We start from the raw sequence: 22,910 nt of genomic DNA, 5'->3' as shown, positions 1-22,910 counted from the left end.
TATCAGGTCCAGTCGGCCAGGACGGCCTCGGTGTCCGCGCCGGGCACCCGCGGCGGGGTCGGGGCACCGGGTGAGGTGCGGGAGAAGCGCGGCGCCGGCGCCGGCTGCAGGCCGTCGTCACCGGCGGAGTAGAAGGTGTCCCGCTCGGCGATGTGCGGCTCGTCGAGCACCTCGTTGAAGGCCAGCACCGGCGTCACGCAGGCATCGGAGGTGGCGAACACCGCCGCCCAGTGCTCACGGTCGGCCGCCCCGAACGCCTCGGTGAACGCCTCCCGCAGCCGCGGCCAGCCCGCCACATCGTTCTGCCCCGGCAGCGACGCCGGATCGAGCTCCAGCTTGGCCAGCAGCTCGGCGTAGAACTGCGGCTCGATCGCCCCGACCGCGACGTAGCGACCGTCGGCGCACTCATAGGTGTCGTAGTACGGCGCACCGGTGTCGAGCATGTTGACCCCGCGCTCGTCGGACCACGCACCGCTGGCCCGGAACGCCCACATCATCTGGATCAGCACCGAGGAGCCGTCGATCATCGCGGCGTCGATGACCTGTCCCTTGCCCGAGGACTGCCGCTCGTAGAGCGCCGACAGGATGCCGACCAGCAGGAACATCGACCCGCCGCCGAAGTCTCCGGCGATGTTCAGCGGCGGCACCGGCCGCTCGCCGCGGCGCCCGACGGCGTGCAGCAGCCCGTTGAGCGAGATGTAGTTGATGTCGTGGCCGGCCTGCGCGGCGCGCGGACCCTGCTGGCCCCAGCCGGTCATCCGGCCGTAGATCAGCCCGGGGTTGACCTTCGCGCAGTCCTCCGGCCCCAGCCCGAGTCGCTCGGTGACCCCGGGACGGAATCCCTCGATCAGCACGTCGGCCTTGGCGATCAGCTTCAGCACCAGCTCGCGGCCCGCCTCGGACTTCAGATCCGCGGTCACCGATCGCCGGTTGCGCAGCATCGCGTCGCGCACCGGATTGGAATGACGGCTCGGCCGATCCACCCGAACCACATCCGCGCCCAGATCCCCGAGGATCATCGCCGCGTGCGGGCCGGGCCCGATTCCGGCCAGTTCCAGCACCCGAAGTCCCTGCAATGGTCCCGCCACCGAAGCCACCTTCTGTCATCCCGAAATGCTTACTGTGGGGATCTTGCCATGACGCTTTCTCAACCCACCGGTCGGTAGGGTTTTCGGGGACCCGGGGTGCGTCCGCGGTTCGGCGGTTCCTATGGTGTGGGGTATGGCGCGCTCACACTCCGGGCTCGATGCCCTGTCCCCCGTCGAGGGCCTCACGGTCGAACTGTCCGGCGGCGTGCTGTCGCTGACGCTGAATCGGCCCGAGAGCCTCAACTCGCTGACCCCGAAGGTGCTCGGCGGGCTGGCCGACGCGGCCGAGGCCGCGGCCACCGATCCGCGGGTCAAGGTGGTGCGCCTCGGCGGTGTCGGCCGCGGGTTCAGCTCGGGCGCCGGGATCGGCAACGAGTCCAAGTTCGACGGCCACGAGCCGATGGACACCCTGATCCAGGGCAACCGGGCGGTGAAGGCGCTGATCGACCTGCCCCGGCCGGTGGTGGCGGTGGTGCACGGTCCGGCCGCCGGGATCGGGGTGTCGCTGGCGCTGGCCTGCGATCTGGTGCTGGCCGCCGAGGACGCCTACTTCCTGCTCGCCTTCACCAAGATCGGCCTGATGCCCGACGGCGGCGCGTCGGCGCTGGTCGCGGCCTCGATCGGGCGGGCCCGAGCGATGAAGATGGCACTGCTGGCCGAGCGGCTGCCCGCCACCGAGGCCGCCGAACACGGCCTGATCAGCGCGGTCTACCCCGCCGACGCGCTGGCCGAGGAGACCACCGCGGTGATCGACCGGCTACTCGCCGGCCCCGCCGTCGCCTACGCCAAGACCAAGCACGCGATCAACGGCGCCACCCTGGCCCGGCTCGACGCCACGCTGGCCAACGAGGTCGCCGGTCAGGCCCTGCTGCTGCGGGCGCACGATCTGCGCGAGGGGATCGACGCGTTCCGGGAACGGCGCGCGCCGAAGTTCACCGACGTGTAGTTCACTCGCCGGCGGCGGCGTCCCGGTGCATCTCCAGCAGATGCTGATAGACCAGCGCGTTGTTGCGGTTGCCGGTCACCTCGGTCTCGCTGAGTTCCCGTCGCACCCGCGCCGGCACCCCGCTGACCAGCGACCGCGGCGGCACCACCATGCCCTGCGGGACCAGCGCGGAGGCCGCGACCAGCGAGCCCTCCCCGATCACCGCGCCGTTGAGCACCACCGCGCCCATCCCGATCAGGGCGCCGTCACCGATGGTGCAGCCGTGCAGCACGGCGTTGTGCCCGACGCTCACCCCGGCGCCGACGTGCACCGGGTACTCCGGGTCGGTGTGCACGGTCACGCCGTCCTGGATGTTGGAACCGGTGCCGATGTGGATCGGCTCGAACTCCGAGCGCAACGTCGCCGAGTACCAGACGCTGGCGCGCGCGCCCAGGCGCACGTCGCCGACGACGCTGGCGGTCGGGGCGACCCAGGATTCGGGATGCAACTGCGGGGAACGTCCCCCGACGGCAATGATCAGCGGCTCGGGCATAACCGTAGATGGTAGCCGCCCGGCCCCCGCGCGGGCGCGCTGACCTGGCGGTTTTGGGGTGATACCGGCGCGGTGCGTACGATTTGAACCGGCCCGGCGCGCCCGGAACAGCTAATCGCGCCATCGGCGCCGACACCGCTCGGCGCGAACTTGATCATGCTACGGCCGTAACGGCCAGGGGTTTCATCCCGACGTACCTGTGAGGCCGTAGCCCGCACCAAGACGCAGTAAGCACTAAAAGGAGACAGCTCGACGATGAGGAACCTGACCACCCGTAAGACGTTCGGCGCGCTCGCCGCCGTCGCCGCGATGAGCCTGACCATCCCGACCGGCATCGCGTTCGCCGACGACCCGACCACCTCGGTCAAACCGCCGCGCGATCCCGAGGGCCCGGGCTGCGACGCCTACAAGGCCGCCAACCCGGCCGGTCCGGCCGCGTTCCCGTCGATGGCCCCCGAGGTTGCCTCCGTCGCGATCGCCAACAACCCCGATCTGTCGACCTTCAGCCAGGCCATCTCCGGTGGGATGAACCCCGAGGTCAACGTGGCCGGCGTGCTGGACAACGGCCCCTACGTGGTGTTCGCGCCGACCAACGAGGCGTTCGCCAAGCTCACCCCCGCCCAGCTGGACGCCCTGAAGGCCGACCCGGCGCAGCTGTACTCGACCGTCTACTACCACATGGCGCTGGGCTTCCTGACCCCCAAGACCATCGAGGGCAAGATGACCTCGCAGGAGGGGCGTCAGCTCACCATCAAGGGTGACGGCGGAAATATCACCGTCGACGACGTCGCCAAGGTCACCTGCGGTGGCATCACCACCCGCAACGCCCAGATCTACATGATCGACACCGTGCTGGATCCGGCCGGCTCGCAGCCGCCGCTGCCCGCCGCGACCACCAGCACCACCGGCACCTCGGCGCCGGAGACCACCGAGACCTCGGCCCCCGAGACCACCGAGACCTCGGCTCCCGAGAGCACCGAGACCTCGGCCCCGGAGAACACCACCTCCGCGACGGTCACCGAGAGCCCGGCCCCGGCCGAGGGCTCGGCTGAGGAGACCCCCACCGAGGGCGAGGGCTAAACCTCAGAGGGTTAAAACCTCACGCAAAGGGCCCGGCCCCGCTGCTACAGCGGCGCCGGGCCCTTTGTCATGTCCGGGCCGTGGTCAGCGGGCCTTCCAGACCGGCGGGCGCTTCTGCGCGAACGCGATCGGGCCCTCCATCGCGTCCTCGGTGCGCAGCAGCGCAAACATCTCCTTGTTGGAACGCTCCCAGCGCGCGGCCTCGCCGGCGATCTCGCCGTCGTCGGCGCTCATCGCGACCCGCTTGCTGGCCTGCACCGCCAGCGGCGCGTTGACGGTGATCCGCTCGGCCAGCGCCAGCGCGGCGTCGAGCACGGTGCCGTCGGGCACCACCTGGTTGATCAGCCCCCAGCGCAGCGCCTCGGCGCTCGACAGCGGCTCGCCGGTGAGGATCGCCGCCATCGCGACCTTGCGCGGCAGCTGGTCCATCACCCGGAACACCCCGCCGGCGGCGGCCAGCAGGCCACGCTTGACCTCGGGCAGCCCGAACTGGGCGCGTTCCTCGGCAACGACCAGGTCGCTGGCCAGCGCGAGCTCCGAACCGCCGCCCAGCGCGGTGCCGTTGACCGCCGCGATGGTCGGCTTGTCGATGAAGTGGCTGACGTAGCCGCCGAAGCCCCATTCCGGGTGGGTGGGGTGAAAGAGGTTCTCGCCCTTGGAGATTGCCTTCAGGTCGGCGCCGGCGCAGAAGGATTTGTCGCCGGCCCCGGTGAGTACGACGACCCACACGTCCGGGTCGTCCTGGGCGGCCTGCAGGGCATCGCCGACGGCGGTGCTGACCGCGCCGTTGACCGCGTTGCGGGCCTCCGGGCGGTTGATGGTGATCACCATGACGTTGCCGCGCCGTTCGACCAATGCGCCCGGCTCGGTGGGGGTTTCGCTCACTGCTGTCCTCCTGTGTGTGACTGCGGATGTATCCGAGTATGCCGATGCGGTCTCAGCGCGGATCGGGGTGGACCGGCACGGCGTCGTCCCACGGCTGGCGGGCCAGCGCGTCGGCCACCCGGATGTGCCCGGTCTCGAACTCGCCGGTGGCGGCGTCGACCAGCCGATAGCGTTGGGCCTGAACGTGAATGGGCTGGGCGTCCAGCAGCACCACCCGGACCTCGCCGGGCTCGAAGTGGCAGCGCCGGTGCAGCGCGGCGATCAGCTGCTCATTGTGCATGTGCCCGTCGCCGAAGTTCCAGCCGATCGCCGTCGAGCAGAGCCGTTCCCCGTCGGTCATCACGTACTCCTCGACCGGGTCGGTTCCGTCCGGCCCGGCCTTGGCCCGGTGCGCCAGGGTGTACATCATCCGGCCGTGAGTGTTGAAGCAGCGGAACGCATAACCAAGGTACTGCAGGATCTGCGCGGCCTGCGGGCTGCCGTACACCCGCTCCAGCTGGGCCTGCGGCATCGCGGCGATCGCGACGATGTGCTCGGCGATCTTGGCCGACGCCGACGGCTTGAGGCACCACAGCGAGGTGTCCCAGTTCCCGGCGTAGTAGCGCATCCCGGGTAGGAAGGAGACCTTGCGCGGGAACAGGTTGCCCAGCGTCACCACCGTCACCAGCACGCCGAGCAGCAGCAGCGGCAGCGGGCTGCTCAGGTCGGCCAACCCGACGTCGGCGTGCCCGACGAACAGGGTCAGCACGCAGAAGATCATGAAGACGTTCCACTCCAGCGGCACCCCCATCGGGATCGCGGTGAGGATGCCCAGGTGGAAGCAGATCATCACCACCGCGGCGATCGCGGTGGGCCAGCCGCCGTTGCTGAACAGCAGCACGAGCGGGATCAGCAGTTCCACCGCGGTGGAGAAGTGCGCGACGAAGCGGGACAACCGGCCGGGCCGCAGGTCGCCCGGGAACCGTTCGAAGAACAGTCTTTTCAGCGCCCGGGGCCGCACCACCGGGCTGTTGGACATCATCGTGGAGATGACGAACGGGAAGTGCCGGTTGAACTTCGAGACCGCCGCACCCATCCAGATCACCACGCAGACCAGCTTGGCGGCGATGATCATGTCGACGCCGTGGCCGGCGAACAGGAAGGCGACGGTGAACGAGCCGTACACCTCGCCGCGGGCGGCCAGGAAGATCACCTTGTCGCGCAGCCCGGCCAGCGCGAGCACCACCAGGATCGCCCACAGCAGCGGCATCGGCAGCACCCCGACGGAGGTGCCGAGCGCGGGCACCGGCCCGGTGCCGTCGGAGAACAGCGCGACGGCCAGCAGGATCAGCAGCGCGGCGTAGAGCGCGATGTCCAGCGGTCCGCGGTTGTCGCCCCGGGTGCCCGGAATCCGGTTGGGCCACGGTGGCAGCCGAATGGTGTTGGGCCGCAGCCAGTACAGCACCGAACCCATCGGCGGCAGGTAGCGGTGGTTGAGCGGGCCGAAGCCGCAGCCCAGCCCGATCACCTCGAAGGCCATCGTGTACAGCACGACCTTCTGGAACACGATCGGTTCGGTCCACCACTGCCGAACCTCGGTGAACCCGTCGATGCCGGTGGTGGACAGCATCACCAGCACGGCCCCGAGGATGTACAGCGCGATCTTGACGACGTAGAACAGGTGCATCAGCACCGGTGTGCCGAAGCCGACCTCGGCCCAGTGCCGGGCCATCGGGCGAACCTTGTCCGCCCAACTGCCCGCGCTCCACGTCTCGAAGTCGACGACCGGCAGTTCGGGCTTGCGGAATCCCATGACAGCCAGACTAGAACGTGTTCTAGCCCAGCCGGGCTATTTGGCCGGCGGCCGGAAGAAGATGACCAGCTGGCCGATGCCGCCGAGCAGCCCGAGTCCGGCCGCAATGGCCAGTCCGCACCAGCCGTGCAGCAGCGAGGCCATCTCGCAGTCACCGAACAGCAGGTAGTCCAGGCTGTAGCGGCCGGCGCCGGTGGCCGCCAGGGTGAGCGCCCCGGTGGCCAGCACCAGGTTGTACTCCCAGCCCTCCTTGACGATGAAGAAGCCGTTGGCGCGGTGCACGGTCCAGGCGGCGACCAGCATCAGCGCCACGAAGCCGGCGGCCGGGATCGGGGTGAGCAGGCCGAACGCCAGCCCCAACCCGGCGGCGATCTCCGTCGTCGCGGCCATCCGGGCGTGGAAGACGCCGGGCTTCATGCCGATGCTGTCGAACCAGCCGGCGGTGCCGGGGATCCGGCCGCCGCCGAAGAACTTGTTGTAGCCGTGGGCGGCCATGGTCAGGCCGAGCACCACTCGCAGCAGCAGCAGCCCGAAATCGAGCGCGGAGTCATAGACAGGCATGTAACAGAATCTAGGCCATCTGTTACGCCAGTGGGAGGGCGAGGGCCAATCGGGACAGGTAGGCGTCCAACTCGAAGCCGGTGCCGGCGTGCACGCTGACCGCCACGACCTCGCCCAGCCCGTGCACCCCGTGGGTCAGCCCCATCATCGGTGACAGCGCCGGATAGCCCGCCGAGGCCAGCACCGGCAGCCCGCCCAGCCGCAGGTCCGCCGGCCCGCGGTTGATGCTGGAGACCACGGTGTGACCGGTGACCGCCGGCGGGCGCACCGCCGGGTCGAACCGGCCGGTCCCCCACCGCAGCAGCGCCGCGGGCACCGCGGCCAGCGCCCGGTCCTCGGCGCCGGCGGCCGGGTGGTCGGCGCGCCGCCGGGCGGCGGCCAGCTCGGCGGCGATCCGGTCGGCGCGCTGCGGCTCGCCGGGGTGCAGGGCGATCCCGACGTTGCGGAAGTGATTGCGGGCCAGCCGCGCGCCGGACTTGCGCAGCGGGACCTCGGCGACCAGGTCGGTCTCGCCGAGCTGCTCGCCCAGCTGCTCGGCCAGCGCGGTGCCGATCGCGGCGAGCGCCCCGACGGTGACGGTGTGCCGGCCGGCCAGCGCGGCGCGGTCGCAGATCAGGGTGCGGATCCGCGGCGGCCCGGCGCCGCAGCTGTTGGTGGGCAGCGGCGGCCGCGGCGGCGGGGCCGGCTCGATGCTGCCCGCGGCGATGTCGCGGTCCAGTTCGCGGTGGGCACGCCCGGCGGCGATGCCGGCCCGCAGCAGGCTGCCGGGTTTGGCCGCGGCGATCGGCAGCACCGGGGTGGGCCGGCCCAGCAGCCAACCGGCCAGCTCGGCGGTGCGGGTGCCGTCGGCCAGCGCGTGGACGATCTGCACGACGGCCACCGTCGCCGGGCCGCGTGCCGTCGGCGCGCCGGTCACCGCGGGAAACAGGTGCAGCCGCCACGCGGTGTCCCGGGCGTCGAGTTGGTCGGCGGCCAGCGCGGCGACGGCGTCCAGGCAGCCGGTCCAGGTCAGGCCGGCCTCGTGGCCGTGGAACTGGGCGCCGCGCACCGGCGCGGGCACCCAGCGCGGATACCGCCGGCGGGAATCGTCGCCGATGCGCACCGTGAGGTCCGGGCAGGCCCGCGCCCGCTCGATCAGGCCGGCCCGCACTTCGTCGAGGCCGACGACGCCGTCGAACACATACAGCAGGAACTGGTCACTGGGCAGCTTCGCCGAGAGCCAGTAGGTCTGCGCGTCGACGGCCGCGAGCGGGATGTTCATCGCCTCAGACCTGGGAGAACTCCGAGATCAACCACCGGTCGTCGTGGCGTTCGAGGGTGGCCTGGAATCGGGACAGCGTGACCGTCGGCGCATCCTGGCCGACCGCAACGGTCTGGTTGGCGAACAGCAGCGTGACGACCCGATCGGGGGACACCGAGACCACCGACGCCGCGTGCACGATGGTGGTGGCGTAGACGTTCAGCTTCTTCGCGGTCGGGATGATGTTGTCGTTGATCTGCTGGGCGTAGCTGTCGTGGAACGCGCCGGTGGTCGATGACAACGCGGAGCGGAGCTGATCCTCGGCCGTGATCGGTTGGTAGGTGAGCAGATTCGCGACGATGTTCTGGGCGGCCGCCATCGCCTCGACGCCGGCGGCGTCGGTGGCATCGGCGCGGACGATCTCGTACTTGGCGTAGCCCGCCGCCGCGCCGAGCAGCAGCGCGAGCACGGGCAGCACCACCAGCGCCAGGACGCGGCCGCGGCGCGGGTTGCGGGGTGCGGGGGCATCGGCGGTGTCGTCGGCGTCGGGTTCGGTGGCGTCGGGCTCGGCGTCGGCGGGCTCGGTTGCGTCGGGCTCATCCGCCGCTGCGCCGTCGGTCTCCTCCGGCTCGCCCGTCGGCGCACCGTCGGCGGGCGCTTCCTCGGCCGCCACCTCATCGGCGGCGGCTTCCTCGGCGGCTTCCGCTGCGGCGCCTTCCGCGTCGGGCACGACGCCGTCGGGCACGACCGCGCGCTTCTTGCGTCGCATGATCACGAGATGTACTCCACTCGGGACACCTTCACCTCGCCGGGGGCGGTCTCGCGGAGCAGCAACCGCATCCGCCAATTCCGTCGTTGCTCCTCGGGCGTCGCCTGAACCGTCGCGAGCACATTCACCGCGACAAGCACCTGCGCCCGATCGCCGTCGAACGACTCCAGCCCGGCCGAGGTCACCTCACCGGTCGACACGCCCTGCGCCTGCTTGAGCACCTCCAGGAAGGTGTCGCGGCGACGGGTGAGGTCCTCGTGAAACTTGTCGGTCGAGAGCTCGAGCAGCTGGGCCACGCCCGCATCGCCGGAGTCGTAGCGCAGCGAGGTCAGCGCGACCGCGGCCTGCCGGCCGGCGTCGAGGAACAGTTCGCGCTGCTGATCCTGCAGCCGGACCTGGTAGGCCTGCCAGCCGAGATAGCCGGCCAGCGCGCCCAGCACCAGCACGATGACGATCCCGGCGGCGATGGCCGTGCCGATCGGCGACATCCGGCGCGGTCGCCGCAGCGCGGGCACCTCCAGCGCGGGCGGGCCGGGCTCGTCGCTCTCGGCCGCGTCACTCTCAGCCGGGTCACCCTCGGGCTCGGCAAGCTGGTCGCTCTCGGCCGCGTCACCCTCGGGCTCAGCAACCTCATCGCTCTCGGGCTCGGCGGCCTCGGGCTGAGATTCTTCCGGCTCGCTGTCCGCCGCCCCGGCGGCCTCGTCGGCGTCGGTGTCCGCGACGTCGGCCTCATCGATGTCATCCGCCGCGACCGCCGCCTCGGCGTCCACCGCCTCGGGCTCGTCGACCTGCAGATGCGCCGGCTCGGGAACCTCGGCAACAGCGGGATCAGCGACCTCGGCGTCGGGTTCGGTCGCCTCCTCGGCGGCCACCGGTTCCGCGGTCGGCGGCGGGACCACGACGCCCTTGGACCGACGCCACCAGGACCGGCGGGACTGCATCTCCTTGGGCAGCGCGTGCCGGGCACGCTTGGGCGGGACCGCCGAGGCACCACCGTTCGCCGAGGCGCCCGACTCCCCGGAGGGGAGGGCGTCGTCAGCCATCTGTTCTCCTACCGACCTGCGAGCGCGACTGCCACAAGCTACCCGCCCAACCTACGGGGCCGACCGCGGGCATTACAAAGCCAGCCAAAGTTGGCAAGGCCGCGGCAGGCGGGATCGCTGCTCAGCGCGATTTCACCCCCGGCACCCCATCCCCCGCCGAGCCTCGGCACCGGGCCCGGAACCCGCCGATCGGCTCGCGGTAACGTCAGCCCAGACCGTCGAATGCAAGGGGAACTCCAAGTGACCGCACCGCAAGCCGTGCAATTCCGTGGCCTCGACGGCATCACGCTGGTCGGCGACCAGTGGAATCCCGGCACCGACCCGGCCGGTCCGGTCATCCTGATGCTGCACGGCGGCGGGCAGAACCGGCACTCGTGGAAGAACACCGGCCAGATCCTCGGCGACCGCGGGTTCCGCGTCGTCGCCGTCGACACCCGCGGCCACGGCGACAGCGACCGCGCCCCTGACGCCGACTACGAACTCGACTCGATGGTCGCCGACGTCACGCACATCATCGAGGCGCTCGACGCCCCGGTGGTGCTGATCGGGGCCAGCATGGGCGGACTGACCGGGATCGCGGTCGCCCGCCAACTGGGCCCCGAACGCGTCCGCAAGCTGGTGCTCGTCGACGTCGTGCCGCGCTTCGAGGAATCCGGCGGCGCCCGCATCCGGGACTTCATGTTCGGCAACGCCGACGGCTTCGCCACCTTGGAGGAGGCCGCCGACGCGATCGCCGCCTACCTGCCGCACCGCACCAAACCGCGCAGCACCGAGGGCCTGAAGAAGAACCTGCGGCTCCGCGACGGCCGCTGGCACTGGCATTGGGACCCGGCGTTCCTGCGTGCGCCGCGCGGCGATCTGGTCGCCCACACCGAGCACCTCGAGCGCGCCGCCATCGAGCTGACGATCCCGCTGCTGCTGATCCGCGGCAAGCTGTCCGACGTGGTCAGCCCCGAAGGGGTGGCCGACTTCCTGGCCAAGGTGCCCGGCGCGGAGTTCGTCGAACTCGGCGGCGCCGGACACACCGCGGCCGGCGACGACAACGACGCGTTCTCCGACGCGGTGGTGGATTTCGTCAGTCGTTAGGGCTGCATCGACCGCAGGGTGCGCCGCACATAGTCGTCGAGGATGGCTTCCCGGGCGGGTAGGTCACCGACCGTCACCAGCAGGGCGTAGACACCGAGCAGGAAGAACACCGCGGAGTTCACCGGGTCGACGTCGGAATCAATGTCCCCGTCGCGGCGGGCCTGCTCGATCCGATCGACGACCAGCATCAACATCGGGTGGCCCTCGCCCTCCTCCCGCGGCGGGCGGGTCGGCGAGAAATGGGTGGCCAGGAAGTCCTTGAACAGCAGTCGGCCCAGCCGGCCATCCAGGGCCATCACCTGACGCAGCGCCTCACGCAGCGCACTGTCCAGGTCGGGTTGCTCGGCGTCGCAAAAACTGCGGTACTGCTCGGCGATTCGGAATTCTTCCCGACACTCCAGCTCCAGCAGGACGTGTTCCTTGGTGGGAAAATGAAAATAGAACGTGCCGTGCGCGACCCCGGCCGCCGCCACGATGACGCCGACGTCGGCGGCCGCCATCCCGGTGCGCTTGAACTCGGCGATCGCCGCGTCCAACAGCCGGTCCCTGGTCTGCAGCCGTTTGGTCTCTCGCGCCGACAGGTCCACCGCACCCCTTTGCGAATCGATCGCACCCTCGCGCCGACCTTAGCCGATACACCGGACCGAACGACGGCGCGCCGCGCTGACGACGGCGACCGCGCCGACCGGCTCAGGCGGTGCGCAGGACCGTCGACACCGGCGTGGCGTTGCGGGTCAGATCCAGCACCGGGCAATGCGCCTCGACCGCCTCGTGCAACTCGCGGTAGCGCTGCGGGCTCTCCGGGCCGGTCACCGTCACCACCACCCGGACCTCACCGAAGCCCGCGCGGACGGCGTCGTCGAACCCGAAAAATCCCCGGACGTCGAGATCGCCCTCGGCCCGGGCGCTGATGTCCTCGACGGCGATGCCCAGCTTCTCCGCCCAGAACCGCCAGGTGACGATCTGGCAGGACAGCAGCGAGGCCAGGTAGTACTCGACCGGGTTGGGCGCCGCGTTCTCCCCGCCGAGGGCGGGCGGCTCGTCGACCTCGACCCGGTACTTGCCGAGGGTGACGGTGCTGGCCACCGTGTCGTGCGCCGAGGCCGACGCGCGGAACACCACTTGGGCGTTGGCGGTGTCGGCGGCGATGGCGTCGTCGGTCGCGGCGATGATCGCGCCCAGATGTGTTGTCGAGGTGGTCATGGTGACCGACGCTATCAATCGGCGTGGGCCCGGTGACCGGTTGCGCTCGGGCCGAATCAAACCCGCCCGTCGGCTCTGGCGCGGCGGCTTGCGGCGAACCTACGATGATCGGGCGGGGCGGTGACGGGGGCGCCGGCGCGCTGCACGAAAGGCGAGACGGTGGGCAGACATTCGGCACCGGCGCCCGGGGCCCTGATCGGCGGCGTGCTGGGTCCGGGGCAGGTACGCAATCTGGGTTCAGTCGCCGGCACCGGCAGCAACCCCGGGGTACCGGGCATCGGCGCCGTCGATCTCGGCGAGGTGGTGACCACCCCGAGCGGGCGACACCTGGCGATCTTCGGGGACTCCTTCAGCGGCGCGGCCGCCTTCGCCGGGGCGCACTACCCGTCGGTCGCGGTGCCGGTGACCTTCGGGGTGCGCGGCGCGCCGACCTTCGGCCCGCCACTGACCGGGCCGGACGGCGCCAACGTGCTGTTTCGTCCGCCGGCGCAGGCCGCGGGCCGCAACACCCTGCCGGCGGGCAGCATTGTGCTGCGCGACGGCACCACCTACATGCTGGTGGTCGGGACCGTCGATTTGAACCCGGTCGGCGGCTCGTGGCTGACCCGGGTCACCGACACCCCGAGCCTGGGCTGGGATCCGGTGCCCGGGTCGTGGCGGCCGTGGACGCCGAAGGCCGCACCGGGCCCGGCCAACCGTCACCCCGGGACCGCCGTCGGCGGGCACCCCACCCAGATCAGCGGGTATCAGGCCGGCGACGGCACGGTCTACATCGTCGCCGATGCCTTCGACCGCAGCCAGCCCGTCACGCTGTACCGGGTCGCGCCCGACCGGGTCGCCGACCGCGCGAGCTGGCAGCCCTGGACCGGCGACGGCTGGGGTGTGCCCGGAATCCCGGCCACCGCGGCGATCAGCGCGGATCGGTTCGGGGAGCTCAGTTTCCGCCAGATCGGCGGCCGCGCGGTGATGTCCGGATTCAACAGCACGACCGGCATCTGGCAGGTCGAGGTGCGAGTCGCCGATGATCCGGTGCGCATCTTCAGCGACGGCACGCCGACCGTCGTCGCGCACAACGATCCCGGCACCACCGCGGTGTCGGTGCTGCAGCCCTACGGCGGCTACCTGCTGCCGACCTCAACGCTGAACAATCTGAATCTGTTTGTCAGCCAATGGATCACCGCGACGAACGCGACCTACTGCGTGCTGCTGTTTCAGGCGCATCCGCGGCGGTGAGCCGGGCTCAGATCGCGGTGAGCAGCACCGCGAGCAGCAGGATCAGCACCACCGGAATGGTCACGGCCAGCATGGCGCCCAGGCCCTTGCGCTGCTGCGGCTCGTGGCCCATCGAACCGGTGGTGAACTGGTGCATCGGCGGGGCGTAGAACACCGGCACGCACTGCCCCGGTGCCAGCATGAAGCTCAGCGAGGCCTGCCCGTAGCGCCGCATCCACTGCGCACTCGCCTCGATGTGCACCGGGCCGGCGGGCATCGGGACCCGCTGCAAGCCGTAGCTGGCGGGAATCCGGTAGCCGTTGATCGAGACCTCGGGCGGGATCATGTTCGCCGTCAGGACGCTGCCCTGCAGCGTGAGGTCGACAAAACCCATGGGCTGTTGAGGCTGCATACCGCGGCGTCTCCCTACCTGTCGAACCTGGATGTGGCCCTGTCACCGTAGTCCGACCTTGGCCGGGGGCTGGGGCTGGGCAGGGCGGCTGAGGTGGGGGGCTCCCATCGACTGAGAACCCAGGGACGCTGGTGAGAACCGGCGCGGGTCGGCTGCATCGAGTGAGAACTGGGGGACGTTGGCGAGAACCGGTGGCGGGGCTCCCGTCGACTGAGAACCCAGGGAGCTTGGTGAGAACCCAGGGACGTTGGTGAGAACTGACAGCGGGCTGTTTCATCGAAAGAGAATCTAGGGATGCGTTGTTCGAGTAGACCCCGCCCTGAGTTCTCACTCGATGACGAGGTCCACCCTGGAGTCTCACCAGCGTCCCTGTGTTCTCACCAAGCTCCCTGAGGTCTCACTCGATGACGGAGCCCCGCGTCAATACTCACCAACGTCCCGGTGTTCTCACTCGATGCAGCCGACCGACGCCAGTTCTCACCAACCTCCCTGAGGTCTCACTCGATGACGAGGTCCGCCGCCAATTCTCACCAACGTCCCGGTGTTCTCACTCGATGCCCAGCGCCCCACGGTCCCGGCGTTCGCCCCGCACCCCGCCCATCACGGCGCATCCCAGAGTTCCCGGTAGATCCGGATCCGCTCGAAATCGGGGTGCACGCCGTAGGTGTCGAAGAACAGCTCGTCGTAGTTCTGCCCGAAGTTGAAGTCCCAGCCGATGCTGTAGGTCGCGATCGCCAGATCGGCCCAGCGGTCGGCGACGCCGAGCCGCGACAGGTCCACATGCGCGACGAACTCACCGTCCTGGCTCAGCAGCGTGTTCGGCACGCAGGCATCGCCGTGGCAGACCACCAGGTGCTCCGGTTCGGGCAGCCTCGAGGCGTCGGCGTCGACCCACGAACCGCGGTACGGGCACTCCTCGACCGGCAGCGCGTCGTGCAAGCGCCGCAGGCCCTTGGCGATTGCGATGACGGCGACCTCCGGGCAGGTGCGCCAGCGCGCGTCGACCGCAGAGACGGCGTCGATCCCCTCGGTGATCAGCCAGCCGCAATCGCCGGCCGTGCCACCGTCGAGCACACGCGGGACGGGAACGTATAGACCGGCCCAGCGCAGCTTGTCGGCTTCCGCCGCGAGGTCCACATCGGCACGCCGCTGTGGCTCCAGGCCGGCATAGGGCTGCCACTTGATATAGCGGGTTCCCTCGCGGCCCTGCACACGAAAGGTCCTTCCGTCCAGCTCATTTCGCCAGAATTCGGCGATATGGTCCGAGCCGGCGAGCTCGACGACCTGGTCCGGCAGCGGCCCGTCCGAGGTCACCGGGATCGGTCCGCGCCGGGATCGCCAAGCTCCAGGTGCAGCATCGGATAGGGCCGGCCCTGATCGTCGACCGCGCTCCTGCCGGCGACGGTGAAACCACGGCGCCGGTAGAACTCTGCGGCCAGCGGATTCTGTTCATTGACGTCGACGGCCGTCACGCCGCACTCGGCGACGACCAGCGACAGCAGCGCGCTCCCGATCCCCCGACCGCGCTGGCCGTCCTCGACGAACAGCATCTCCAGTTTCCCGTCGGCGACCCCGGCAAACCCGACCGGGATGCCGTCAGCGTCGGCTATCCGCAGATCGACGTGCGGAAAGTAGTCCGAGGCGAGCCTCGACTCGATCTCGTCGCGGTGCTCCTCGGCGAGGAAGTCGTGGGTGGCATCGACGGCGCTGCGCCACACCCGCACCAGTCGCGGGTACTCCTGCGGCCCAAGCAGACTGCGGATGGTGACGCCGTCGACCAAGTCCGCCATTCTCGGCGCTAGCTGCTCGGGGTCAGTGTCGGTGCGGCCCAACGGCCCTCGCGGATCTCCGCTCGCGGCTGATACAGCCGAATGACGTAGTTCCAGCCCTCGGGCGTGACGATTGAATTCGGCTGCGTCGCACCCTCGGCCGAGCCGACGAACCGCACGGTGACCGACCCGTCGTCGCCACGGACGCCGGTCACACTGTTGACGGTGTACAGATCCTTCGGGTTCGGCTCGAAGAATCCTCGGGCGTTGTACACCGACACCGACCAGAACGCGTCAACCGGAACACCGGTGAACACCAATTCGTAGTCACCCGGCGGCAATTTCGGGTCGATACCGATGTACATGGCCTCCGACGAGGGCAGCCCGCCCCAGCCCGCGGCGCAGCCGATCAGGTGCCGGACCGGGTCGACCTCATCCCGGGTGCCGAACGTCCGGTCGAAACCCTGGAGGCCGCTGGCCAGTTCGAGCAACGCGCTTCGAGTTGCATCCAGGCTGCCGGTGTCATAGTCGGGCAGGACGAACGGCTCGGACGACGACGGGGTGAGGGCGAGACCGTCCTGCACCTTCGATACGGCCGCGAGATCGTTGGGGTCGTTGGGATCCACCAGGGTCCGCACGCCGACGAAAACGTATCGGGAGCCGGCCTCGTCGCTGGTGAGCTGATACTCCCCCGGCTCATGCAGCACACGGTTGACGTAGTGGTCTTCGTTCACGATCATCGCCGACAGATACCGGCCGCCGGCCTCCGGCAGGGTCAGGGTGGCCGGCTGCAAAAGGTCGACGACGGCAAAGCTGTAGAGGGTGTCCCGGTTGAGCCGGATCACCGCTTGTTCGTCGATGCGCGCCGGCGTCCGGTTGTGCAGGAACCGCCCCACGCCCCCGGCCACGTCCTGATTGACCGAGAACATCCGGTGCGTCTCCGCTCGGACAAAGTTGTCGACGTTCACCCTGATAGCCACGTGCGGTCTCCGATCTTCTTCTTGGACGTTAGCCCGGAACCCACCGGGTTGTATCGCGGTTAAACGTTCAGGTCCGTGGCATCGGGTGGCCGTCGGGCGCATCGAGACCGGTCGGCAAGCCCCCGCCGTAGAGCACGAGCACGTCGGTCGCGCCGCGCAGTGCCGCGACTACGCAGGGCGCCGGGGAGGCAAAGATCTGCGGGTAGTCGACCTCTCCACTGGCGGTATCTGCCTGCCAGGCAAGCCTTTCGCGTCCCAGCGAGAACTGCGCATCAACCTCGGGGTTGTTGCCACGTGGGTCCTGACGGTGCCAGGCGCCGTCGAGGTGGATCGCGACGAGTCCGTGCAATACATGCCCGGGCCCGTGCACCAGTCGCTGGTAACACAGACCCGTCGGGAGGCCCTCTGCGCGTAGCAGTGCCGTCAACAGGTGCGACTTGGCGTAGCAGAGCCCGACGCGGTGTTCGAGAACCTCGGTGGCGGTCAACGTCACTCGGGGATCTGCGACGTCATAGGAATGTCCGACGCGATCGCGGACCCATTCGAAGGTGGCGCGGGCGAAGGCCACGTCGTCGCCCGACCGGCTCCGCAACTCCCCGGCCAGGGCTCGGACGTCTTGGTGGGAGACCTCGATGAACTCGTCTTCACCGAGATAGTCCTCGAAATCCGCCACTGCAATCACCGGTGCAGGTTAGCCCGGCCGGTGGCTGTCGATGCGCACCGGAGCGGGCCGTGCCCCTACACGTTGAAGCGGAACTCGACCACGTCCCCGTCGGCCATCACGTAGTCCTTGCCCTCCATCCGGACCTTGCCGGCGGCCTTGGCGGCGGCCATCGACCCGGCCGCCTTCAGGTCCTCGAAGGAGACGATCTCGGCCTTGATGAAGCCCTTCTCGAAATCGGAGTGGATCACCCCGGCGGCCTTCGGCGCGGTGTCGCCCTGGTGAATGGTCCAGGCCCGGGCCTCCTTGGGGCCGGCGGTCAGGTAGGTCTGCAGCTTCAGGGTGTGGAAGCCGGCGCGGGCCAGCGCGTCCAGGCCACGCTCGCTCTGCCCGATCGACTCCAGCAGCTCCAGCGCGGACTCGTCGTCGAGCTCGGCCAGCTCGGCCTCGATCTTGGCGTCCAGGAACACCGCGTCGGCCGGGGCCACCAGCTCGCGCAGCTCGGTGATCTTCGCCGCATCGGTGAGCACCGATTCGTCGGCGTTGAAGACGTAGAGGAACGGCTTGATGGTGAGCAGGTTCAGCTCGCGCAGCAGCTCGGTGTCGACGGACTTCCCGGCGGCGAACAGCGTCGTCCCCGAATCCAGCACCGCCGAGGCGGCCACCGCGGCATCGAGCACCGGCTTGCGTTCCTTGTTGTTGCGGGCCTCCTTCTCCAGCCGGGGCACCGCCTTCTCCAGGGTCTGCATGTCGGCCAGGATCAGCTCGGTCTCGATCACCGCGATGTCCGAGCGGGGGTCGACCCGGCCGTCGACGTGCACCACGTCGTCGTCGGCGAACACCCGCACCACCTGGCAGATCGCGTCGCATTCGCGGATGTTGGCCAGGAATTTGTTGCCCAGCCCGGCGCCCTCGGAGGCGCCCTTGACGATGCCGGCGATGTCGACGAAGCGCACCGGGGCCGGGACAAGCTTCTCCGAGCCGAAGATCTCGGCGAGCTCGGCGAGCCGCGGGTCCGGCAGCGGCACCATGCCCTCGTTCGGCTCGATGGTCGCGAACGGATAGTTGGCCGCCAACACGTCGTTGTTGGTCAGGGCGTTGAACAACGTCGACTTCCCGACGTTCGGCAGACCCACGATTCCCAAGTTCAGGCTCACGAGGGCAAGAGTCTATGCCTTCACGGCGACGCCCGACATGCGCGGATGCGCCATGCCGACGTTCGCTCCCAGGCATTGCCGGTACGGTCTACGTGTGCCAGCGCAGCGAGCGAGGCCGTCAATCGCGGCCGAAGACGCCTCCGCGCACCCCGCAATCAACGGTGTGCAGTGGTGGGCGGCGGTCCTCATTGCCTGCACCGCGACCCTGCTCGGCATCGCTTTTGACTCCGTCACCGGCAGCGGCGAGCTCTCCGTGGTGTTTGCCGTGCTGTACTTCCTCGGCTGCGTGGCCGCGGCCCTGATGGTGCGCCAGTCCGGGCTGTTCACCGCGGTGGTGCAGCCGCCGATCATCCTGTTCGTCGCGGTGCCCTCGGCCTACTACCTGTTCCACCACGCGAGCATCCAGGGCCTCAAGGACATCCTGATCAACTGCGGTTATCCGCTGATCGACCGGTTTCTGCTGATGTTCACCACCTCCGTGGTGGTGCTGCTGATCGGGATGGCGCGCTGGTATTTCGGTTCCCGGCGCCCCGACGCCGACGTCGACTCGGCCGCCGAGCCGACGTCGACCGGTGCGCTGGGGGTCCGCGCGGCGGCGTTGCTGGCCGGGGCCACGGCCGCGATCAAACACGCGGTGGACTCGATCCGCGGCGGCGCCACCGACGAGGAAGACGAGGAGGCCGTCGCACCGCGGCGGGCCGCCCGCACCGACACCGGCCGGCGTCGCGCCAACCGCCCGGCCTCCGCGCGCTCCCGGCACGCCCGTCCGCCGATGGACGATCGCGGTGCCCCCGAACCCCGCCGCCGCAGGCATGCCGCCGCCGCAGATCTCGACGAGTACGGCGAGCCGCCGCGGCGCCGCCGGCCCGCCGGCGAGCAGGACGTCCCCGCCCGGCGCCGCCGCGCGCCCGGCGATCCCGAGGGGTACCCGTCGCGCCGCCGGGACGAGCAGGATCCGTACGCGCCGCCGCCGCGGCGCCGCCCGCCGCCGGAGGGCTACCGCCGCGAGGACCCGCGCCGTGGCTACGAGGGGTACCGGCCGCCGGCCGAGGGGTATCGCCCGCCGGCTCCGGGCTACCGGCGGGACCCCGAGGAGTACCGCCGCGGCGAGCAGAGCCGCCCGCGGCCGCGCCCGCACCGGTACCTCGAAGACGCCCCCGCCGAGCCGCCTCGGCGCCGCCCGACCGGCGGCGCCAACGGCGGCCACCACCCGGTTTCCCGGGTGCGTTACCGCGGTGAGGACACCCCCGATTCGGGCGCCCCGGACCCGCGGCCGTCGCGGCACAGCCGCGGACCCCGGGACTGAGCGACGTTCAGCGGCGCGCGGCCCGGATCTCCCGTGGCAACGCGAAGACCAGCGTCTCGTTGGCCGTCGTCACCGGCTGCACGGTGTTGAACCCGAAGTCGGCCAGCCGGTCGAGCACCCCGCGGACCAGCACCTCGGGCACCGAGGCCCCGGACGTCACGCCGATGGAGACGACGTCGTCGAGCCAGGCCGGATCGATGTCGTCGGCGTAGTCGACCAGGTGCGACGCGGCGGCGCCGGCGCCCAGCGCCACCTCCACCAGCCGCACCGAGTTCGACGAGTTGCGCGACCCGACCACGATCACCAGGTCGCATTCGGGTGCCATCGCCTTGACCGCGACCTGGCGGTTCTGGGTGGCGTAGCAGATGTCGTCGCTCGGCGGGTCCTGCAGCTTGGGGAACTTTTCCCGCAGCCGGCTGACGGTTTCCATGGTCTCGTCGACGCTCAGCGTGGTCTGGGACAGCCAGATCACCTTGTCCTCGTCGCGGACCACCACGTTGTCGACCGCGTCGGGCCCGTCGACCAGCTGGACGTGATCGGGCGCCTCACCGGCGGTCCCGACCACCTCCTCGTGGCCCTCGTGGCCGATCAGCAGGATGTCGTAGTCGTCGCGGGCGAACCGCTTGGCCTCGTTGTGCACCTTGGTGACCAGCGGGCAGGTGGCATCGATCACCTTCAGCTCGCGCTCGGCGGCCGACTCGTGCACGGTGGGGGCCACCCCGTGCGCGGAGAACACCACGGTGGCGCCCTCGGGCACCTCGTCGCACTCGTCGACGAAGATCGCCCCGGCCCGGGCCAGGGTCTCCACCACGTGGCGGTTGTGCACGATCTCGTGGCGCACGTAGACGGGGGCGCCGAACTTCTCCAGCGCACGCTCGACGGTCTCGACGGCTCGGTCCACCCCGGCGCAGTAGCCGCGCGGCTCGGCCAGCAGCACACGCTTGCCCTCGACCGGTGCTGCCACCGCGCGAGACACCCCAGGGATACCCATGTTCACAGATGGCGGCATGGCTCCAGGGTACGTCGACGCACCACGCCGCCACTACCGAGCGAGCATCCGGGCCCGTCAACGTACGCTGACAACCATGTCTAGCGCACCGTATGGGGTCCGGCTTCTGGTCGGCGTGGCCGTCACCGCCGTCGAAGAGACCAAGAAGCTGCCCCAGACGATCCTCATGTACCCGATGACCCTGGCCAGTCAGTTCGCCCAGCTGGTGATGAAGATGCAGCAGGACGTCGCCGAACTCGTCATCCGCGGGGACGCCACGCTGGAGGCCCTGTTCCCGCCCAACGACGAGCAGCCGGCCTGGGCGGTCTTCGACGAGGACGAGGACGCGACCACCGCCCCCGCCGCGGCGCCCACCGAGCGGCTGACCGAGGGCCGGTTCGCGCTGTACTCGGTCTCCGAGGAGGACGCCCAGGCCGCCGTGCGCGCCGAGCAGGCCGCCGAGGCACCGGCCGCGACGATCGCCGCGCCGCCGGTGGCCACCGAGATCGGCTACGCCGAGCTGACGCTGGCGCAGCTGCGCTCGCGGCTGCAGTCGCTGTCGGTCGACGAACTCGAACAGCTGCTGACCTACGAGGAGGCCGGCAAGGCCCGCGCCCCGTTCCAGACCCTGCTGGCCAACCGGATCACCCGCGCCACCGCCAAGTGAGTTCACCGGCGCAGGCCGCCCCGGGCCAGTCCCCGGAGAACCCGTTCCCGGTCCGGTCGGTGGCCACCCGGATCGCCGGCTGGATCGACCGGCTCGGCAGCGTCTGGGTGGAGGGCCAGATCGCGCAGATGTCATTGCGGCCGGGCACCCGGACCGCGTTCATCACGCTGCGCGATCCGGCCGCCGACATGTCGCTGAGCCTGACCTGCCCGCGGGAGCTGGTGACCGCCGGCCCGGTGGAGGTGACCGAGGGCGCCCGGGTCATCGTGCACGGCAAGCCGAACTTCTACACCGGCCGCGGCACACTGTCGTTGCGGGTCACCGAGATTCACGCGGTCGGCATCGGTGAGCTGCTGGCCCGGATCGACCGGCTGCGCCGGCTGCTGGAGGCCGAGGGCCTGTTCGATCCGCGGCTCAAACGCCCGATCCCGTTCCTGCCCGGCACCGTCGGGCTGATCACCGGCCGGGCCAGCGCCGCCGAGCACGACGTCCGGACGGTGGCGGCCACCCGCTGGCCCGCGGTGCGTTTCGAGATCCGCAACACCGCCGTGCAGGGGCCGACGGCCGTCGCCCAGATCGTCGCGGCGCTGACCGAACTCGACGCCGCCGAGCACGTCGAGGTGATCGTGCTGGCCCGCGGCGGCGGCAGCGTGGAGGATCTGCTGCCGTTCTCCGACGAGACGCTGTGCCGGGCGATTTCGGCCTGCACCACCCCGGTGATCAGCGCGGTCGGCCACCAGCCGGACAACCCGATCTGCGACCTGGTCGCCGACCTGCGCGCGGCCACCCCCACCGATGCGGCCAAGCGGATCGTGCCCGACGCGGTCGCCGAGCGGGCGCTGGTCGCCGAGTTGCACAAGCGCGCGGCCCGCGCGCTGCGGCACTGGGTTGATCGCGAGGAGAAGGCCGTCGCCGGGCTGCGCGCCCGGCCGGTGCTGGCCGATCCGTTGGCGGCGCTGGCTTCTCGCGGCGAGGAGATCACCCGGGCTCGAAGGACCTTGCGCCGGGACATCATTCGGCAGCTCGACGCGGAATCCGAACGGGTCGGCCACCTTTCGGCCCGGCTCTCGACGCTGGGGCCGGCGGCCACGCTGGCCCGCGGCTACGCGGTGGTCACCGCCGGGGACCGGGTGCTGCGCTCGGTGGCCGATGCCCCGGCCGGCGCGGCGCTGCGGATCCGGCTGAGCGACGGGTCGCTGGCCGCGCACAGCGCCGGGCCGCTGCCGGCGGGCGAGCTGCCGGGCGGGCTGCCCGCAGAGGAACACGGAGGAATCGATGAGCACTGACGATGCGACGCCCATTAGTGAACTCGGCTACGAGCAGTGCCGCGACGAGCTGATCGACGTGGTGGCCGTGCTGGAGCGCGGCGGGCTGACCCTCGATGAGTCGCTGCGACTCTGGGAAAGAGGCGAACAGCTGGCCAAACGCTGCGAGGAGCAGCTGGCCGGGGCGCGGCAGCGGGTGGAGGACACGCTGGCGGCCGCGGCCCGAGCCGAGGACGCCGACCGAAACTGACCGGCGCCCGGGGATTCA

The 22,910-nt window shown here is 70.5% G+C and carries 25 protein-coding genes; 8 read left to right on the top strand and 17 right to left on the bottom strand.

Features of this window, described 5'->3' with window-relative positions; all coding sequences use genetic code 11:
• Nucleotides 1-2: 2 nt before the first annotated feature.
• Entirely contained in the window at nucleotides 3-1,088 is a 1,086-nt protein-coding gene (locus G6N10_RS18975) for a CaiB/BaiF CoA transferase family protein (protein ID WP_085100942.1), read from the bottom strand.
• A 133-nt stretch (nucleotides 1,089-1,221) separates the two neighbouring features.
• Here G6N10_RS18975 and G6N10_RS18970 point away from each other — a divergent pair, with 133 nt between their 5' ends.
• A complete protein-coding gene (locus G6N10_RS18970) occupies nucleotides 1,222-2,034 on the top strand; it encodes an enoyl-CoA hydratase (protein WP_085100939.1) in 813 nt (270 codons plus the stop codon).
• A 1-nt stretch (nucleotide 2,035) separates the two neighbouring features.
• On the opposite strand, the gene G6N10_RS18965 is transcribed toward G6N10_RS18970, so the two are convergent.
• Nucleotides 2,036-2,566 (bottom strand): gamma carbonic anhydrase family protein, encoded by a 531-nt coding sequence (locus G6N10_RS18965; protein WP_085100936.1) that lies wholly within the window; start codon nucleotides 2,564-2,566, stop codon nucleotides 2,036-2,038.
• Nucleotides 2,567-2,821: 255 nt separating this feature from the next.
• Between G6N10_RS18965 and G6N10_RS18960 the strand changes: the two genes are divergently transcribed.
• The gene (locus G6N10_RS18960) at nucleotides 2,822-3,646 is read left to right on the top strand and encodes a fasciclin domain-containing protein (protein WP_165757689.1); all 825 of its coding nucleotides are present in this window, start codon (nucleotides 2,822-2,824) and stop codon (nucleotides 3,644-3,646) included.
• Nucleotides 3,647-3,730: 84 nt separating this feature from the next.
• On the opposite strand, the gene G6N10_RS18955 is transcribed toward G6N10_RS18960, so the two are convergent.
• The 6 genes from G6N10_RS18955 to G6N10_RS18930 are packed head-to-tail and all read right to left on the bottom strand — an operon-like array spanning nucleotide 3,731 to nucleotide 9,936.
• Complete coding sequence (locus G6N10_RS18955) at nucleotides 3,731-4,531, bottom strand: crotonase/enoyl-CoA hydratase family protein (protein WP_085100933.1); 801 nt, start codon at nucleotides 4,529-4,531, stop codon at nucleotides 3,731-3,733.
• 52 nt (nucleotides 4,532-4,583) lie between these two features.
• The gene (locus G6N10_RS18950) at nucleotides 4,584-6,323 is read right to left on the bottom strand and encodes a DUF3556 domain-containing protein (protein WP_085100930.1); all 1,740 of its coding nucleotides are present in this window, start codon (nucleotides 6,321-6,323) and stop codon (nucleotides 4,584-4,586) included.
• Nucleotides 6,324-6,359: 36 nt separating this feature from the next.
• Entirely contained in the window at nucleotides 6,360-6,884 is a 525-nt protein-coding gene (locus tag G6N10_RS18945; protein WP_085100927.1) for a DoxX family protein, read from the bottom strand.
• 22 nt (nucleotides 6,885-6,906) lie between these two features.
• Nucleotides 6,907-8,145 carry a hypothetical protein gene (locus G6N10_RS18940; protein WP_085100924.1) on the bottom strand — a complete coding sequence of 413 codons (1,239 nt, stop codon included), beginning with the start codon at nucleotides 8,143-8,145 and terminating at the stop codon, nucleotides 6,907-6,909.
• A gap of 4 nt (nucleotides 8,146-8,149) precedes the next feature.
• A complete protein-coding gene (locus G6N10_RS18935) occupies nucleotides 8,150-8,893 on the bottom strand; it encodes a hypothetical protein (protein ID WP_133055214.1) in 744 nt (247 codons plus the stop codon).
• A 2-nt stretch (nucleotides 8,894-8,895) separates the two neighbouring features.
• Nucleotides 8,896-9,936 (bottom strand): Rv1363c family protein, encoded by a 1,041-nt coding sequence (locus G6N10_RS18930; RefSeq protein WP_085100917.1) that lies wholly within the window; start codon nucleotides 9,934-9,936, stop codon nucleotides 8,896-8,898.
• A gap of 222 nt (nucleotides 9,937-10,158) precedes the next feature.
• On the opposite strand from G6N10_RS18930, the gene G6N10_RS18925 reads away from it, so the two are divergent.
• Entirely contained in the window at nucleotides 10,159-11,022 is an 864-nt protein-coding gene (locus tag G6N10_RS18925) for an alpha/beta fold hydrolase (protein ID WP_085100914.1), read from the top strand.
• Here the strand turns inward: G6N10_RS18925 and G6N10_RS18920 are convergent.
• Nucleotides 11,019-11,609 (bottom strand): TetR/AcrR family transcriptional regulator, encoded by a 591-nt coding sequence (locus tag G6N10_RS18920; protein ID WP_234810706.1) that lies wholly within the window; start codon nucleotides 11,607-11,609, stop codon nucleotides 11,019-11,021. The genes G6N10_RS18925 and G6N10_RS18920 overlap by 4 nt on opposite strands.
• A 103-nt stretch (nucleotides 11,610-11,712) precedes the next feature.
• Nucleotides 11,713-12,225 carry an OsmC family protein gene (locus tag G6N10_RS18915; protein ID WP_085100908.1) on the bottom strand — a complete coding sequence of 171 codons (513 nt, stop codon included), beginning with the start codon at nucleotides 12,223-12,225 and terminating at the stop codon, nucleotides 11,713-11,715.
• 159 nt (nucleotides 12,226-12,384) lie between these two features.
• On the opposite strand from G6N10_RS18915, the gene G6N10_RS18910 reads away from it, so the two are divergent.
• Nucleotides 12,385-13,458: a DUF4185 domain-containing protein gene (locus tag G6N10_RS18910; RefSeq protein ID WP_234810705.1), complete on the top strand. Its 1,074-nt coding sequence runs from the start codon at nucleotides 12,385-12,387 to the stop codon at nucleotides 13,456-13,458.
• 7 nt (nucleotides 13,459-13,465) lie between these two features.
• Here the strand turns inward: G6N10_RS18910 and G6N10_RS18905 are convergent, their stop codons facing one another.
• From G6N10_RS18905 to ychF, 6 genes are all read right to left on the bottom strand, one after another.
• Nucleotides 13,466-13,831, bottom strand: coding sequence for a hypothetical protein (locus G6N10_RS18905; protein ID WP_085100902.1), 366 nt, complete (start codon nucleotides 13,829-13,831; stop codon nucleotides 13,466-13,468).
• 618 nt (nucleotides 13,832-14,449) lie between these two features.
• Complete coding sequence (locus tag G6N10_RS18900) at nucleotides 14,450-15,163, bottom strand: aminoglycoside 3'-phosphotransferase (RefSeq protein WP_197745646.1); 714 nt, start codon at nucleotides 15,161-15,163, stop codon at nucleotides 14,450-14,452.
• Nucleotides 15,160-15,639: a GNAT family N-acetyltransferase gene (locus tag G6N10_RS18895; protein WP_085100896.1), complete on the bottom strand. Its 480-nt coding sequence runs from the start codon at nucleotides 15,637-15,639 to the stop codon at nucleotides 15,160-15,162. The genes G6N10_RS18900 and G6N10_RS18895 overlap by 4 nt, the downstream gene beginning before the upstream one ends.
• 8 nt (nucleotides 15,640-15,647) lie before the next feature.
• Nucleotides 15,648-16,547, bottom strand: coding sequence for a DUF1214 domain-containing protein (locus tag G6N10_RS18890; RefSeq protein ID WP_275994570.1), 900 nt, complete (start codon nucleotides 16,545-16,547; stop codon nucleotides 15,648-15,650).
• A gap of 118 nt (nucleotides 16,548-16,665) precedes the next feature.
• Nucleotides 16,666-17,280 (bottom strand): transglutaminase-like domain-containing protein, encoded by a 615-nt coding sequence (locus G6N10_RS18885; RefSeq protein ID WP_085100890.1) that lies wholly within the window; start codon nucleotides 17,278-17,280, stop codon nucleotides 16,666-16,668.
• A gap of 56 nt (nucleotides 17,281-17,336) precedes the next feature.
• Nucleotides 17,337-18,416, bottom strand: a complete 1,080-nt coding sequence (gene ychF / locus G6N10_RS18880) for a redox-regulated ATPase YchF (RefSeq protein WP_085100887.1) — start codon at nucleotides 18,414-18,416, stop codon at nucleotides 17,337-17,339.
• Nucleotides 18,417-18,510: 94 nt separating this feature from the next.
• On the opposite strand from ychF, the gene G6N10_RS18875 reads away from it, so the two are divergent.
• Nucleotides 18,511-19,722, top strand: coding sequence for a DUF6542 domain-containing protein (locus G6N10_RS18875; protein ID WP_133055213.1), 1,212 nt, complete (start codon nucleotides 18,511-18,513; stop codon nucleotides 19,720-19,722).
• 7 nt (nucleotides 19,723-19,729) lie between these two features.
• Here the strand turns inward: G6N10_RS18875 and G6N10_RS18870 are convergent, their stop codons facing one another.
• Nucleotides 19,730-20,731, bottom strand: coding sequence for a 4-hydroxy-3-methylbut-2-enyl diphosphate reductase (locus G6N10_RS18870; RefSeq protein ID WP_085100881.1), 1,002 nt, complete (start codon nucleotides 20,729-20,731; stop codon nucleotides 19,730-19,732).
• A 76-nt stretch (nucleotides 20,732-20,807) separates the two neighbouring features.
• Here G6N10_RS18870 and G6N10_RS18865 point away from each other — a divergent pair, with 76 nt between their 5' ends.
• From G6N10_RS18865 to G6N10_RS18855, 3 genes are read left to right on the top strand one after another with little or no spacing between them, the layout of a single operon-like run.
• The gene (locus G6N10_RS18865) at nucleotides 20,808-21,377 is read left to right on the top strand and encodes a lipid droplet-associated protein (RefSeq protein WP_085100879.1); all 570 of its coding nucleotides are present in this window, start codon (nucleotides 20,808-20,810) and stop codon (nucleotides 21,375-21,377) included.
• On the top strand, nucleotides 21,374-22,663 hold the full coding sequence (gene xseA, locus G6N10_RS18860; protein ID WP_085100876.1) for an exodeoxyribonuclease VII large subunit: 1,290 nt from the start codon (nucleotides 21,374-21,376) through the stop codon (nucleotides 22,661-22,663). Before G6N10_RS18865 ends, xseA begins: the two co-directional genes overlap by 4 nt.
• On the top strand, nucleotides 22,653-22,892 hold the full coding sequence (locus G6N10_RS18855) for an exodeoxyribonuclease VII small subunit (protein ID WP_085100873.1): 240 nt from the start codon (nucleotides 22,653-22,655) through the stop codon (nucleotides 22,890-22,892). Before xseA ends, G6N10_RS18855 begins: the two co-directional genes overlap by 11 nt.
• Nucleotides 22,893-22,910 lie beyond the last annotated feature (18 nt).

The sequence above is a fragment of the Mycolicibacterium fallax genome, assembly GCF_010726955.1.
GTDB classification, from domain to species: domain Bacteria; phylum Actinomycetota; class Actinomycetes; order Mycobacteriales; family Mycobacteriaceae; genus Mycobacterium; species Mycobacterium fallax.
This window is presented reverse-complemented; position numbering and strand designations above follow the sequence as displayed.